General features: G+C 37.5%; 13 protein-coding genes. 2 read left to right on the plus strand and 11 right to left on the minus strand.

Features of this window, described 5'->3' with window-relative positions; all coding sequences use genetic code 11:
• Nucleotides 1-209: 209 nt before the first annotated feature.
• Nucleotides 210-1,103 (minus strand): alpha/beta hydrolase, encoded by an 894-nt coding sequence (locus tag BM327_RS05200; protein WP_090247170.1) that lies wholly within the window; start codon nt 1,101-1,103, stop codon nt 210-212.
• Between the two features lies 1 nt (nt 1,104).
• A complete protein-coding gene (locus BM327_RS05205) occupies nt 1,105-1,821 on the minus strand; it encodes a hypothetical protein (RefSeq protein ID WP_139230262.1) in 717 nt (238 codons plus the stop codon).
• Nucleotides 1,822-2,193: 372 nt separating this feature from the next.
• On the opposite strand from BM327_RS05205, the gene BM327_RS05210 reads away from it, so the two are divergent.
• Nucleotides 2,194-2,814, plus strand: a complete 621-nt coding sequence (locus tag BM327_RS05210) for a hypothetical protein (protein WP_139230263.1) — start codon at nt 2,194-2,196, stop codon at nt 2,812-2,814.
• A 106-nt stretch (nt 2,815-2,920) separates the two neighbouring features.
• Nucleotides 2,921-4,228, plus strand: a complete 1,308-nt coding sequence (gene mtaB, locus BM327_RS05215) for a tRNA (N(6)-L-threonylcarbamoyladenosine(37)-C(2))-methylthiotransferase MtaB (RefSeq protein ID WP_090247178.1) — start codon at nt 2,921-2,923, stop codon at nt 4,226-4,228.
• A gap of 222 nt (nt 4,229-4,450) precedes the next feature.
• Here mtaB and BM327_RS05220 read toward each other — a convergent pair whose 3' ends face one another.
• The 9 genes from BM327_RS05220 to BM327_RS05260 form a co-directional block, all read right to left on the minus strand.
• Nucleotides 4,451-6,022: a hypothetical protein gene (locus tag BM327_RS05220; RefSeq protein WP_139230264.1), complete on the minus strand. Its 1,572-nt coding sequence runs from the start codon at nt 6,020-6,022 to the stop codon at nt 4,451-4,453.
• A gap of 102 nt (nt 6,023-6,124) precedes the next feature.
• Nucleotides 6,125-7,645 carry a hypothetical protein gene (locus BM327_RS05225; RefSeq protein WP_139230265.1) on the minus strand — a complete coding sequence of 507 codons (1,521 nt, stop codon included), beginning with the start codon at nt 7,643-7,645 and terminating at the stop codon, nt 6,125-6,127.
• 18 nt (nt 7,646-7,663) lie between these two features.
• Nucleotides 7,664-8,440: a hypothetical protein gene (locus BM327_RS05230; RefSeq protein ID WP_139230266.1), complete on the minus strand. Its 777-nt coding sequence runs from the start codon at nt 8,438-8,440 to the stop codon at nt 7,664-7,666.
• 52 nt (nt 8,441-8,492) lie between these two features.
• Nucleotides 8,493-9,374, minus strand: a complete 882-nt coding sequence (locus tag BM327_RS05235; RefSeq protein WP_090247190.1) for a WD40 repeat domain-containing protein — start codon at nt 9,372-9,374, stop codon at nt 8,493-8,495.
• Nucleotides 9,371-10,177, minus strand: coding sequence for a phosphosulfolactate synthase (locus BM327_RS05240; RefSeq protein WP_090247193.1), 807 nt, complete (start codon nt 10,175-10,177; stop codon nt 9,371-9,373). The genes BM327_RS05235 and BM327_RS05240 overlap by 4 nt, the downstream gene beginning before the upstream one ends.
• Nucleotides 10,178-10,185: 8 nt before the next feature.
• Nucleotides 10,186-11,583, minus strand: coding sequence for a tetratricopeptide repeat protein (locus BM327_RS05245; protein ID WP_090247196.1), 1,398 nt, complete (start codon nt 11,581-11,583; stop codon nt 10,186-10,188).
• Nucleotides 11,584-11,666: 83 nt separating this feature from the next.
• On the minus strand, nt 11,667-13,328 hold the full coding sequence (locus BM327_RS05250) for a DUF819 family protein (protein WP_317614729.1): 1,662 nt from the start codon (nt 13,326-13,328) through the stop codon (nt 11,667-11,669).
• A 52-nt stretch (nt 13,329-13,380) separates the two neighbouring features.
• Nucleotides 13,381-13,959, minus strand: a complete 579-nt coding sequence (locus BM327_RS05255; RefSeq protein ID WP_090247197.1) for a SiaB family protein kinase — start codon at nt 13,957-13,959, stop codon at nt 13,381-13,383.
• Between the two features lie 165 nt (nt 13,960-14,124).
• Nucleotides 14,125-14,619, minus strand: coding sequence for a YkgJ family cysteine cluster protein (locus BM327_RS05260; RefSeq protein ID WP_090247617.1), 495 nt, complete (start codon nt 14,617-14,619; stop codon nt 14,125-14,127).
• Nucleotides 14,620-14,676: the final 57 nt, after the last annotated feature.

Genomic DNA, 14,676 nt, shown 5'->3' on the forward strand with positions numbered 1-14,676 from the left:
GAATGCCATAGTTAAGGACATAACGATTAGTACGCGAGTTAGGGTGTTAAGCATGGATTAAATGTAGTAAAAGTTTTTTAGATTTTTAGACAGTTATGAGTGTGAGTAAGGAGCGTGGATAAATGGATAAGAAAAAGTTTTTTCAAACAAGGATAGGATGGAAAGTCCCCAAGATGCTTGGGGACTGGAAGGATAGCCTGGCCGTTTGCCTAATTCGTAATAAAATCTTCCAAAGCTTTGATGTAATTCTCGTAGCCCATAATTGCCGGGGGATTGTTGTGATCTCCACCTTCTACGCGAATGGCTGTTTTATCTCCACTTTTATTGGCATAAACCAATTCTCCGTGCGTCTTTATAGACAAGAAATCATCGTCGGTTCCATGTATCCATAACAAGGGAATATCTACCTTTTTGATTTCCTCCGCGTTGTCGATTTTAAGGTTCACAAAATAACTACCGGGCATGTCTAGCGCCGCAGCATCTTGCACCATCACCTCGGCACTGGCAAAAGGCGACTCTAAAATGAGTTTTGTGGGTTCCAAGGGATAATCGGCTTTGTTAGCTGTTAACTCACAGGCCGCGGCGCTTCCCAAGGAATAACCGCACATGATGAGTTTTTGACTGGTTACGCCCTGATCTTTTAACCACTGCATGGCCAAGGCAACACTTTGGTACATGTTCTCTTCGGTTGGGGCGCCACCTGACATTCCATAACCGGGATAATCCATCATGAGAACCCCAAAACGGTTAAGTCCGCCGACATTGGCCAACAATTTTTGACGAGGCCAGTAATAGTCCATGTGATCTCTATTTCCATGACAATATAAAATCACGGTATCTTGGTTTATGGTTGACAAATCTCCGGCATACACCATGTGAATTTCTTCGTTTACGCCCTCGACATCCATTTCTAAGGCGAAAGGATGAATGGCGTTGACAGGTACAGCATAATCATCTCCTACCTCTAGGGCAACTTCACCGCTATAATTATCTAATTTGTATTCTGTAAGTTCTGCATTGTTGAAGAGAAAACTGTCTAAACGCTTGCGACAAGAAGTCAAGGCAAGCAAGGCTATTCCGCTAAATATGATACACTTTTTCATTTTAAAATCTTTTGATTACACCTATGTAAATTCCTGTTGCACCTCTTTCTCCGGTGATACTTTTATAGTCGAGCACGATATCCTGGTTACTCATGTAGGGCACCATCATTTTGAGTTCTGTAGAGAAACTCCATTTGTTGCGTCGAAATGTATGTCCGACCTGCACCATAGGAAAGGCCCAATTGTTTTGAGGTTGATCATGGGCTCTAGTTCGCGACAATTCGAACCACGACCCTACTCCAGCATACACAAAATTGTATTTGATTTTTCTGTTGGAAAGTAAATCTGCTTGCACCACACCTTGTTGGTTGTATTTCCAATAATAATTGGCCTCTAAGATGGGCCATAGTTTTGTGTTTTGTTCGAACACGTCGCGGGCAAAATTAACACTTGGTGTAATGCTTATTCCCATGTGTCTGTCTCTATTGTACCACACCTCTTTTACCAAACCTAAGTCGAACTGCGCCACCCCAAAAACGGCAGCTGTAGTGTGCCAACTTCCGTAAATCGTTGCGCTGTGTGTGAGTCCTCTCCCATAAGTCAAACTAGAAAACGGCAACGGCATGGTTGCCACACCCGGGACATTGACTAGTGGTCCGCCAAAATCAGCACTCACCGCATTTTGTTTTTTCGTCAGCGGTTCCACAAATCGGGAGCTAGAGCAGGAGAAGAGGAAGGTAGAAATGGTAAGGGGGAAGATGAGAAGTTTTCGTTTCATGTCGGGGTATTTTTGGTAAGGGGAAGATAGGGGAATTTTTTGGGAAATTTGGGGGGAGGGTGGATTAAAAGGGGGAAGAAGTGGTGAAAAATAATATTGGTTAGTCGCATCCTTGCCAACCAAATTTATTTGATTTCAATTTTAATTTATCGTAACTTATTAGTCAACCTAATCTAATAAATCATGGATCTAAACGAATTTATCACTCGTTTTGGGACGGAAAAGAAGTGCATTTCCTTCATTAAAAACCACCGCGAAAAGAAAGGAATCTGTTGTCCCAAATGTAAATCTGAAGTAAAAAACTGGCGTGCTAAACACCTTTATTGGAGGTGCAAATGTGGTCGAAAAATCAGTTTGAAAAGTGGAACCATTATGGAAGCTACTAAACTCGAATACACCACCTGGTTTAAGGCTATCTTTCTAATGACTCATATTAAAAAATCTTATTCCATCCTAGAATTATCAAGGCTTTTGGGGATAAAGAGGTACAGAACTGTTTGGTACCTTACCATGAAAATCAGAATGGGAATGGGGAAAAATTTGTTAGCAAAAGAATATTTACAATTCTTCTACATACTGTCCAATTCGAGCGAAAATGAATACAATATAAACGAACTGAAACATCATTCAATATCTGCGATACATAATACTTCTACTAAAGGTGAAGATGAAATCAATTTAATTGCTCCTCTACAATTACAGTGGAATGTAAATGCTGAGGAAAATAGGTTACGAAAAACGGGGTATCGGTGCCTTAAAATCCTTGGGGCCCAGAAAGACATTGAATTTAAAAATCCAATTACACCGATTAAAACCTCCATTCAATCGTGGATGAATAAACTACTTTCTAATTCAAATCGAATATTAAAGGGAGCCCATCATGGCGTGAGTTATCTACATATCCAGAAGTATATGTTTGAATTTTCTTTCAACTACAATGGTCGAAGGAAGGATAAGTTTGAACCCCTGATAAGTAGTATATTGGAAGATTAATTGGCAAGGATGCGACCAACCAACATTTTTAATTGAAACACATCAAATAAATCCCCCACCAACCCCACCCTTATCTCACCCAAACTCCTTATCTTTGCAAAATCTTATGAATCAGTATAAAAAAGTTGCGTTCTACACGCTTGGATGTAAATTAAATTTCTCTGAAACTTCTACCATAGCCAGAGATTTTGAAAATGCAGGGTTTGCAAAGGTCGACTTTGACGACACCCCTGATATTTATGTAATTAACACCTGTAGTGTTACTGAAAATGCCGATAAAAAATGTAAGCAATTGGTCAAAAAAGGGTTGAAAATTAACCCCAATGCCTTTGTGATTATTATTGGTTGTTACGCGCAATTGAAACCTGAGCAAATTTCGAGCATTCCTGGGGTAGATCTAGTGTTAGGTGCCAACGAGAAATTCAACATACTCGAACACCTAGAGGCCATGGATGCCAAAGCCGAAACGGCACAAATGAAATTTGAAAACATCAAAGAAACCAAAGAATTTGTTCCTTCTTTCTCTTACGGTGATAGAACGCGTTCTTTCTTGAAAGTTCAGGATGGTTGCGACTATTTCTGTACTTTCTGTACCATTCCTTTGGCACGTGGTAAAAGTAGAAATGCCTCAGTTGCTGAAACGACTTTGGAAGCGCAAAAAATCGCAGATACTAAAATCAAAGAGGTTGTATTAACAGGGGTAAACATTGGAGATTTCGGACAAAATGGAGAGGAAAACTTCTTCGATTTGGTAAAGTCTTTAGATGAAGTGGAAGGCATAGAACGCTTCCGTATTTCATCTATAGAACCCAACTTACTTTCGGACGAAATCATAGAATTTACACTTGCTAATTCTAAACGATTTGTACCGCATTTCCACATTCCGTTGCAATCTGGTTCGGATACCTTGTTGAAGGCTATGCGTCGTAAATATTTGAGTGAATTGTACGTGAATCGCGTCAATAAAATCAAAGAAATTTACCCGGATGCGTGTATAGGTGTGGATGTAATTGTAGGGTTCCCTGGCGAAACGGATGAGGAGTTTATGGTGACTTACAATTTATTGAAAGACCTCGACATTTCTTACCTCCACGTATTTACTTACTCAGAAAGAGCCAACACTGGAGCCCTTAAAATGAAGGATGTGGTGCCTATGAATGTGCGTAAAGACAGGTCTAAAATGTTGCATATTCTTTCGGATAAAAAGAAACGTAAATTTTACGAGGAGAACCTAAACAAAGACTTTACAGTACTTTGGGAAGGAGAAAACGACAACGGTTTTATGTACGGTTTTACAGAAAACTACGTAAAAGTAACCCAACCCTATAACGAAGCCGATATCAATGAAATGCGTAAAGTGAATTTAAAACGTATCAATGCGCAAGGAATTGTTGAAGTAGAAACGTTGGCGTAAAACCCTAAGAACGATATACAAAAAAAGTAGCCCGATATTTTCGAAGGCTACTTTTTTTATGTCTTCTATTTTTTGGCCATTCCTTTTTATTCAAAATAAAAAGTCGGGCTAAACGCTATAGTCCTCTCCCAAAAAGCAATTCAAAATAAAGTAGGATAAAAAGCTTCTTATAGTCGCTTTCCCCTACTCTTTTTCATTCCCTTTTGTGCTGCGGGCTGCCGCTTATATCCCTAATGGACGACGCTTTACTCTATTGTTCACTCTATACTTCAAACTAAACATTAGCGAAGATCTAGAACCTTTTGATTGAATACTTGCTGTATAGGGTTGTTCATCTCCGCGCAATAAGTAAGTCATGTCATTTTGTGAATGTTTGTATAAACCGAATTGATAGTTGTAAGCTATAGAGAAATAAGCATTTCTAGAGAGTTTTAAATCTTTCGAAACCCCTACTCTTAGAGCAGTTAAAACCTGTCGTTCTACATACTCTTTTCTATCAACTCTCCAAATCTCACCCTCGGCAATTTGTGACATAGGTACTTGATAGGTTCCTGTCATAGTATCATGATATGTTCCTGTTGTAAAACCTTGAACCAAACCTAAATTCACATTGATATAATTGTAATTTTTTGGCCCTACCACTCTGTATCCTCCACCAACAGCCAATTCATAAGAAGAATTATATTCTACGCCAAATTGTGAACCATAAGACGCTTCTCTATTGATGTTAAAACCATGTTTCAAGTATTGAAAAGAATAATTAAAGTATCCATAAAAGTTCTTCGCTAAAACACGCTCTACGTTCATTCCCCAAGAAAAAGCAGCTCTCCCTTTTGTTTCAAAATGTTCTTCTCCTCCGCTTAAAACATCATGTAAAAAAGAGGCTCCCATTCCTGCACTTACTAAATAAGTACCTTCAGTAATTGCTCTTTCACTTTGTCTGTTTTTCAGTAAACCTCCCTCAGGCACTGCTCTCAAATAGGCTTTTTTTGCACGCTTCCTATCCTTGTTGATCGTATACTGCAATCCTAAACTGTAATAACTGTAGATTTGGCTAAAAGTCCCATAGGTCGGTACATCAAAATTGTAAAATTCGTAAGTTCCAGTTCTAAAAACATGGTTCGAATGGTTATACCTGGCCTTAAAAAGCAATCCTGGAATACGTTTGTGTTCATAGCCTAACTCCAAAAAATAAGAGGGTGCAATACTCGGTCCATCTTCTCTACCGTACTCCTCATATCTCAAAACCGTGTAGTCTGGACCATCGTTTGAACCTACACTATAAGATCCTGCTCCTAGCAAATTTGCATTACCCTCAGGTTTATCAAACCATAGCATTACTCCACCCGATATATGGAAAATATTATTGGTAAGAAATGGAAGTTTATATTTTACATACAATTCGGGGGCAATAGTTGGATTATCAAGACTATTATTCTCATATTGAAAAGGAAGAAAGTCAATTTTTTCACCACTTCCATCTACCATTTGATGTTCAGCTTCATCATTGATTTCAAACCCCAGGTTCATACTGGGAAAAACAAAGTTTGCATTTACTCCCAGTTCAAGGTTCTTGTGAACTGGATAAGACCAACCAAATTGAAAATTAGGACTCATAGTTGTATTTGACCGTATAAAGTCATTTCCTGTATTTTCAAAATCTAGAGGATCCATAAACATTACATCCGATCCAAAATGAAAATCAATTTTTGACAAAGAATTTTGAGCGAATGTAGTACTTAACAAACAAGTGGAAAGTCCCAAAAGCAAGGACTTATTAAGTGATTTGTTCATATTGATTATTTATTATTAACTAATTTAAGTTGGTTTTCTCAGCATGCCAAAATCAAACCATTTTTAAGCGATTGTAGATGTTGAATTATATTCTAACAAAGTTTACCTCAATCTGTGAAATAACCCTATTGAAAAAATGAATCTACTCCCAGTCGAAATTGACTTTCCAACATTAACTTCTTCTGATCCTTTATTAAAATAGTAATAGTCTGTCCTAAAATTTTTATAGAGGCCCAAGTGATAGGTACAATCTATACTTAAAAATAAATTCTTACTAAGCTTAAAATCTTTAGAGATCCCCAAATTAAGGGTCGTATAAGTATCTCTAAGTTGAATTGAATTGTATTGCACATACCAAACCTTTCCTTCCGCAACTGTAGACATATCCACCTCATTCAACACCTTCGTGGTATCTTTATCTGGGCTACTTAAGCCTGCAAAACTCACGCTTGAATGTACATTGAGATAATTGTAATTTTTAGAATTGACCCATCGAAACCCTACTCCAGCACTTAATTCATGCGCCCTTCTGTAGGACACATTCTTTGTAGGAAAATGTGTATGCGAATTTACTATCCATCCGTGTCTATACTTATAGTTTTGATAGTGTCCTTTTAAAAACCAATTTCCTTTCAATTCTCTTTCAGCACCTACAGAAATATTTAGCGTACCGTTATCCCCCGTTTTAATGTCATTTTTATTCCCGTATGTCCTATCCTTTAAATTGGAAATTCCTACAGACATAAATATTCTCCAAGTACCCGGTATTACTTTATTTTCTAATTGATTATTGGTCAAGCCCGTTTCATCATCTATCTTTCTCAAAAAGTTAAAGCGCTGCGCCATCTTTTTAAATGGAAGATTGTAACGCACTCCTAAACTTAGGTAGGTATAAGACTGTGTAAAACTACCTGAGCTCGTATACCCCAGATTCAACAATTTATAGCTGCCGTAAAATCGATCGAAATAGCTGTAATTAAAACGAAGATTTAAACTTAAGTCTTGCCAATGAAAAGGACGATAATTGAGTTGCGTAAACAAAGAAGGAAAAAAGGGAGTGGCGTATTCATGGGCATCATGGGTTAAACTATACAACTGTATTTCCTCCCCGTTCGCTCCCAATAAATACTTTGCGTCCAAAAGCTCTCCTAAACTATTGTATTCGTTGAACCATAACATAAGTCCACAGCCCAAATTCAACTCTCCTCCTCCTTTTAAACTGATACTTTTCTGGTAATAAACTTCTGGTGAAAGGTGCACGAACTTGGAGGAATACAACCTCATACTCTCCTCTTTTAGATGTAGTGGAGATCCACTTTCATTTACAAAATTATGCCCCTCCTTCTGGTCGATTTGATAACCGACACGTATACTCGGTACAACTAGATTTAAGCGAACCCCAAAAGCATTCCCTTTTTCAGAAAGAAAAGTGTAGCCTAAATTAATATTCGGCGCAGGAGTTACGGTACTGCGCATATGCATTTGTCCGGAGTTATTGAATTTCACCGGTGACATGAGCAATAAATCTGTACCTAGTATAAAGTTATGTCGGTTGAGCTGCGCCCTTACTGAAAATAGCAAACATGAAAAAAGTAGGAGTAGATATAAGCTTGTACTTTTCATTCTTCACGTTTACGGTGCTTAAAACTTATATTTCAAGCCTAGCATCAACTGCTGTTGCGTACCATCCATGAAAGCTGATGTACTTTTACTTTGCTCCTCACCGTGGAGGTAATAATCAATATTCGAAACAAATATTTTCCTAAATCCAAATTGAGTATTGTAAGCAACATTGAAATATACCCCCTTGTATAACTTAAAATCTTTAGAAAGATGAAAACTTAAGGCAGTATACCACCCCTTTGTTAAATGGTGTGAAGCAGAATAACTATAAAGATCTCCTTCTTGATAATCAGAACCTGATATACTTAAAGATGAGCCACCTAACTCACCCTTCTTTGCCAATGCGAATCCATTTTGAATTCCTACTGCAACATTGAAATAATTATAATTTTTAGGACCTATTACCCTATATCCCAAATTCAGACCTACTTGGGTAGCCCAAAAGGCATTACCTCCATCACCAGAAAAAGGACCAATTTGATAGCTGCGTTTATCCCATACTTCCATGATAGATGCTGCAGAAGACCAATAAAAATTCTTTGCCAATCCTTTTTCAACGGAGACACCATAGTTTTGTCCCATAAAACCACCGTTCTCAAATACATCAAAGGCGCCTTCCATTTTATTCAACATGCGTGCACCGCCTACATGAACTCCTATAAAGAGAGCATTTGGAGCAATATAACGTGCTTCCTGCTTAGGTTTTAATTGATTTTCTGATTCATTTTTCTGAGCAGCAATTGGGAATACCATCCCCACACTCAGGCACAAGAAAGCTAATAGCTTATTCATCATTAGGATTTATTTTAGGTAAAAACGTAATCTTAGTACAGATATTGAAATCTACCTAACTTTTTATCCAAAGCTTTATTTTTCTATCATCACCAGCTGAAATAAATTCTGTAGAACTTATTTTAGACAAAGAATTCACGGTATGCGTATGTCCCTTACTTTTCGCGTCTATACGTTGAAGTATTTCTAAAGTACCGGGTTCCCAAACTTTAATGGTCTTGTCAAAACTAGCACTCACGAGGGTGTCTCCCATATCTATTAAGTCGTAAACTGCATAGTTGTGTGCCGGAACTTCTTTGATGAGTTTTTCGCTTTTCCAATCCCAAAGTCTAATATAAGCGTCCTTGCCCCCTGTGTATAGTACCTCATCTTTTACCAGGGCAACATTGGCTCCCATGCGATGAGATTTCAGAGTAACAATTTCATTGTAAAAATTACACTCTAAAATTCGGGTTGTTCCATCTTGACAAGAAAGTATAAGCAACTCTCCTTCGTCGGCTAGGGTCATGGATCTTATCTTCCCACAGTTTAAAGGAAGAATTAATTTCAAACTAAAATCCTCCGCACTCCAAACCGAAAAATACCCCTCTGCATCTGTGGCGTAGAACTCTGACTTCTTAGCGTTGTAACACAATGAAAACACACCTGTTTTATGCTGAGCTAAGTTCTTTATTTCCTGCTTTTGTTCAAGGTCAATAACATGAACATTTCCCCTAGATGAACCTATGAGTAGGTGTTTATCCTCGTTGATCAACGCTAGACTATAAGCCGGATGATCTAATTTTATGGCAAAGGCTTCTTGTTCACCCTTTTCTAAATTCCAACGCGCAATAAACTTGTCGGCACTTGTGGTAAAAAGAAAACCGGAGTCATCTACAATGGTATCGTAGATGGCCCCGGCATGACCTGTAATTATTTTATCTAAGCTAAATATCATTCTTCTTCTTCAGAAGCTACTTGTTTTAAACGCGTAGCGTAATCTTCTGGCAAATATTCAAAGAAAGTATCTCCTCTCAATCCTAGACGTAAACATTCTAAAGGAATCATTTCGTTGTGTGCAATGTTTCCTAAGTTAACTTCTGCTCCAAACAATTTAACGAACCAAACTTGTTGGTTTTTCTTTGGTGCTTCCCAAAGGATATCTTCTGGTTTTACTTTTGCAATAATCTTGTTGATCAACATGGTATGTGCCGTACCGTTTGGTCTAAAAACACCCACAGTACCACTTTCTCTACCTTCAGCTATTACTTTCCAAGACCCAGCTTCTAACTCCGTACTCATCATTTTAATCCACTTATTCGGTGAAATTAAAATTCCAGAATCTTTAGAACCTACCTCAGACAAAACCGTTCTGTCTTTAGCCATGTTGTGAATCAATTCACATTTTTCCTCGTGAGGAATGATGATAGATCCATCAGAAACTTCAGCTAAGTCTAAATCGTACTTGTCAAGTAATCTTAAATAATCGTTATGCATTCCACGTGCGTAAAATGCTTCGAATAACGTTCCACCGAAGTAAGGACGTATGTTAGCCTCCTTATACAACTTTAACTTTTCTTCCAAGTCTGGAGTCACGAAAGAGGTTCCAAAACCAAATTTTACGATGTCTGTAAGATGTCCTGACGCTTGTATAAAGTTTTCTACCTCGTTAATGCTCAACCCTTTGTCCATCATCATAGTTACCCCTGCGTTCCTAGGTTTTGATGATCGTTCTGGTATAAAGGATAAATTAAAATTCATAAGTGTGTTTAATTTTCTATTCGGTCCCGAAAACCACTAATGTTTTTAGCTTCGGGGTAGTGCAAAAATAACTTTTTAGCCAAATCTGCATCTGTATTTATAATATTATCTAAGATTAGATATGCGTTTGTATATTCCTGATTCTGATAGTAAGCGTAAACTCTAATAAGGTCAAGCTCTGGCATGTTATGAAAACCTGGATTGCTCTCGTAAATGGATTCTACAAGATAAGGTGCCTCTCCTGCCAAGAACTTTAAGTAGTCCAACGCTAAGTCTTCATTGGTATCATCCAATTTCACACCCTTTTCATAGACTTCCAAAGCATCTTCCATGCGTTCTTCTTTTTCTAAAATACCTGCAAGAACATGGTAAAAAGAAGCATTATCAGGAGCCAGGTCTATGGCTTTTGTTACCAATTTAATGGCCTCCTCTGCTTTTCCTTCCAAATCATTCACGATACCCATTCCCAACCAAGCTTCTGGCAATTGTGGGTTTAAAATGGCAGATCTATTGTAACAATTCATGGCCAAATTCAATTCGCCCAAATCCTCGTAACATTCTCCCATGTAGCTTAATATCAAGGCATCTTCTCCTTCTACTTCCAAACACTTCTCAAAGCATTCTAGCGCTTTACGCGGTTTACTACTCGATAAATAAGCATTTCCCAAGTTGAAGTAAGCAGGTGGGAAATCATCATTGATAATTATGCTGTAATCATAAGCCCAAATTGCTTTTTCAAAATTGTCTACTTTCAAATAAGCGTTGGCCAAATTGTACCATGCTGTAAAACTGTAAGGGTTCTCGTCTATGTAATCTTTAAAGCACTTAATGGCCTTTTTGTATTCACCTAACTGATCGTAACAAAAGGCTATTTCATAAACCGCAACCTCATTTTTAGGGTTTTCGGCTATCGCCCTTTTTAAGATTTTAACAGCCGATTTATAGTCTTTTACATTGTTGTACTCCATGGCCAAGTCTAAGTATATCTCATCCTTTTCCATATCGTCCGCCAATTCTAACGCCAAATTAAAGTAACGTATAGCGTTTTTAGAATCTCTTAATTGACTAAAGGAACTCGCTTTGGTAAGCACCAATTCCAAATTAGTTGGATCCATTTTCTCCAATTCATTCAAGATCTCCAAGGCTTCTTTTAATTCACCATTGGCAGAAAGAATCTGCGCCTTGCGCAACAAGAACATCGTATTGAAAGGAAAATGACTCAAAGCCATTTCCACACCCCACTTTGCCTTTTTATAATTGCTAGAGATGATAAAATGATCTATCAACGCCTCCAATCTATCTGAATCCATGAATCGAAAATCATCTTTTCTATACATGGCATTGAAAGCATTTAAATCCTCGTTGAATTCTCTTTCTGAAAAATATTCTTCCTCTTCCTCGTACATACCCGTCTAAAATTAATCAGAATTTGAGCCTGTTATACACCGCAAACTCTATAGTTATAAACAGGAAATTAACAATCTTGGGCTTAAACTGGGGCCACCATGGACATCAATTCAGCACAAATTAAAGCTCCCCATGTTCCAAAGAAGTATCCTACTACTGCCATAATTACACCTACGGTTGTGAGTGCAGGGTGAAAGGCATTGGCCACTACGGGTGCTGAAGCTGCCCCTCCTATGTTTGCTTGACTACCTACAGCCAAGAAAAAGAAAGGTGCTCTAATTAATTTCGCTACTAGTATGAGTAAACCTGCGTGTACGGCTATCCAAATTAGTCCTACAAAGATAAGCAATGGTTTACTGAAAATAGCAGAAATATCTACCTTCATACCTATCGTCGCTACCAAGACATATAAAAAGATGGAACCAAACTTTGAAGCGCCTACACCTTCGTACTGACGTGCTTTTGTAAAACTTAAAATTAAACCGTACATCGTTGCCAAAACGACCATCCAGAAGAACTGACTTCTCAAAGTGCTTCCTGGCTCTAAAATAGTTTCGAAAAAGCTCGATAAAACATCTCCTAAGAAGTGGGCCAACCCTACTCCTATGAAAACAATTCCAAACATGATCATGTAATCTTTCAAGGTAGCTTTACGCTCCATTTCAGCGTTCATTTTCTCTACCCTAACCACTAAATCATCTATAGCTGTGTTGTCCGCCTTCAACCATTTGTCAATTTTAGATCGCTTACCAATTCCAAATAAAATAACAGCCATCCAAATATTGGCTACAACTATATCTACCAACACCATTCCTCCAAACAAGGTTTCTTTGTATTTGTAAACCTCCAACATTGCAGTTTGATTGGCTCCTCCACCTATCCAGCTTCCTGCTATGGTTGATAAACCTCTCCAAGTAGCTTCATTTCCGGTTCCACCTACCGTTTCTGGAGAAATGAAAGAGAATATCCATACGGCAAAAACACCACCTACAATTACTCCCACTGTTCCTGTAACGAACATGATGAAGCTTTTTGGACCTAACTTTACAAGTCCTTTTAAATCCATAGAAAGAATTAGTAAAATCAAACTGGCTGGTAATAGATATCTACTTGCCATGTGATACAAGCCACTAAATTCACCGCTAATAATACCCAAACTACTCAAGGCAGCTGGTAACATATAACACATGAATAAGGCTGGAATTACCGTGTAAAATTTCTTCCAAATTGAATTGTTAGAATTTGAAGTATAGAATACGAAGGCCAGAATAACCAACAACAAACCAAAAACAACCTTGTCGTTTTTTATCATAGGCTCATGTACCTCTTTTTCTAAGAAAGACATTTTAAAATTACCTTCACTGCTCTTTAAAGCTTGAGACTCTCCTTTGATGAAAGGATGAATGGCTATAGAAATGATACCATTTGGACCTGGGTTTCTGAAAACAGCATTTCCAAAGTCTGCAAAATAACTCGTGTCTTTATTGAAGATAACTTGAACAGAGTCTGCCTTTGCAATTACCCTTCTATCCTCATCGGTAAAGTTTAAATAAAAGTAGGGAGAAGCTGTAAATTCCATTCCCTTAAATGAATAGTCTTTACTTTCTGAATCTTTTAAAACTTCGTTTGGAATTTCACTGCTCAACAAAAGCAACGAATCCTTTTCTACAACTACAAACTTTTCTGTTTGAGACCATAGGTTAACACTCAAAATAAGCGTTAGAACTGCCAATAAAATTTTCATAATCCTTCCAATTTGGAAGGCAATAATAGGAATAATAAAGTAAAGATGAGAATTATGCCTCGAGGAGAACTTTGATTTTTACACTGAATAAATGTACACCATCCTCCAATTCTTCGAATGCATATTTCACGTAGTCACTCGACTTTAACACCATGGTAATAAGTCCTAAACCTGCACCTCCAAGTTCTGACATAAACCCATTGTTTAAAATCTCTATGTAGTGATTTTTGATTTCAACATCACTCATAGCCTTGAGTTCGGTAAGCTTACCATCAATAATCTCTATGCTTTCGTCATTGACCAAGTTTGCAAACTGCATACAAACTTCTTTTTGATTATTTGCAATGAAAACATAGCCTAAACTTTCGTCGTCATCCACAAAATCACTGTGCTTTCGAATATTCTGAAGTCCTTCTATGAGTATACTAAAAACACGCTTGATGATATTCTTCTTCTGTTTTTTTTCATGAAGTTTTTGCTCCACGCTTTCGGGAATACTATTTACAATATCCTTCGAAAACTGGCCTGCATATGCAACCAGAACGTTGTAATCTTCACGCTGAAAAAGTTCTTCAGTGTCTTCAAAATAATTTTGAAGTTTCACCGCGGTTTTCTCTGTAACTTTTGACATTATTTGATGTAGTGTAGTATAACTCCCTTTACAATATAAGAGAATTTAGTAAAAATCAAGTTGTTTCTTAGTCCATTAAATTTTCAAAAAACGCTAAAATAACATTTTTAAATTTAATTCAACTACTTTTTTAATACTAAAAACATTTGTAAATCAAGGCTTTTACTACCTACTCAAGTTAGATTCTATGGTTTTAAAAATTCTCGCTACAGCCGGACAAATTTCTGAATTTTTCAAAGTAAGGTCTAAGATAGGATCCATTCTCTTTCTGTCTGTATGAGGATACTCTCTACACGCTAAGGGTCTAACCTCATAAATAGAACAAGCATTGTCATCCCCTAAAAAAGCGCAAGGACTCGTCAACAAAACCAAATCATCATCTTCATCCCTTTTCAAGTACTGTTTTTCAAATTCAACCGGCTTCATTCTAAAATGCTTAGAGATTCTTTTCACATCTACATCTCTGAAAATAGGACTCGTAGTTGCACAACAGTTTCCACAATTCAAACAATCAATTTTCTCAAACTGTCTGTCATGTTCCTCATTAATAAGGTTGTCTAACTTCTTGGGTTTCATCTTTTTGAACTTACGCACTAACTTCACGTAATCTTGATGTTTTTCCTGTGCCTCGTTTAGGTCTTCTCTGTACTCCTCGTTCATTGCCATATCTCGTACAAAGATAGGGGCTTCACATTTAATACTACTGTTTAAAAGAAT

Origin of the sequence: Lishizhenia tianjinensis (genome assembly GCF_900116425.1) — a bacterium.
GTDB lineage: Bacteria > Bacteroidota > Bacteroidia > Flavobacteriales_D > Crocinitomicaceae > Lishizhenia > Lishizhenia tianjinensis.

Bases quoted from the DNA above. Each gene is read 5' to 3' on its own strand.
- BM327_RS05230 (WP_139230266.1), bottom strand. From the start codon at position 8,440: ATGATGAATAAGCTATTAGCTTTCTTGTGCCTGAGTGTGGGGATGGTA.
- BM327_RS05200 (WP_090247170.1), bottom strand. From the start codon at position 1,103: ATGAAAAAGTGTATCATATTTAGCGGAATAGCCTTGCTTGCCTTGACT.
- BM327_RS05220 (WP_139230264.1), bottom strand. From the start codon at position 6,022: ATGAACAAATCACTTAATAAGTCCTTGCTTTTGGGACTTTCCACTTGT.
- BM327_RS05225 (WP_139230265.1), bottom strand. From the start codon at position 7,645: ATGAAAAGTACAAGCTTATATCTACTCCTACTTTTTTCATGTTTGCTA.
- BM327_RS05255 (WP_090247197.1), bottom strand. From the start codon at position 13,959: ATGTCAAAAGTTACAGAGAAAACCGCGGTGAAACTTCAAAATTATTTT.
- BM327_RS05240 (WP_090247193.1), bottom strand. From the start codon at position 10,177: ATGAATTTTAATTTATCCTTTATACCAGAACGATCATCAAAACCTAGG.
- BM327_RS05210 (WP_139230263.1), top strand. From the start codon at position 2,194: ATGGAAGCTACTAAACTCGAATACACCACCTGGTTTAAGGCTATCTTT.
- BM327_RS05205 (WP_139230262.1), bottom strand. From the start codon at position 1,821: ATGAAACGAAAACTTCTCATCTTCCCCCTTACCATTTCTACCTTCCTC.
- BM327_RS05250 (WP_317614729.1), bottom strand. From the start codon at position 13,328: ATGAAAATTTTATTGGCAGTTCTAACGCTTATTTTGAGTGTTAACCTA.
- BM327_RS05260 (WP_090247617.1), bottom strand. From the start codon at position 14,619: ATGAACGAGGAGTACAGAGAAGACCTAAACGAGGCACAGGAAAAACAT.
- BM327_RS05235 (WP_090247190.1), bottom strand. From the start codon at position 9,374: ATGATATTTAGCTTAGATAAAATAATTACAGGTCATGCCGGGGCCATC.
- BM327_RS05245 (WP_090247196.1), bottom strand. From the start codon at position 11,583: ATGTACGAGGAAGAGGAAGAATATTTTTCAGAAAGAGAATTCAACGAG.
- mtaB (WP_090247178.1), top strand. From the start codon at position 2,921: ATGAATCAGTATAAAAAAGTTGCGTTCTACACGCTTGGATGTAAATTA.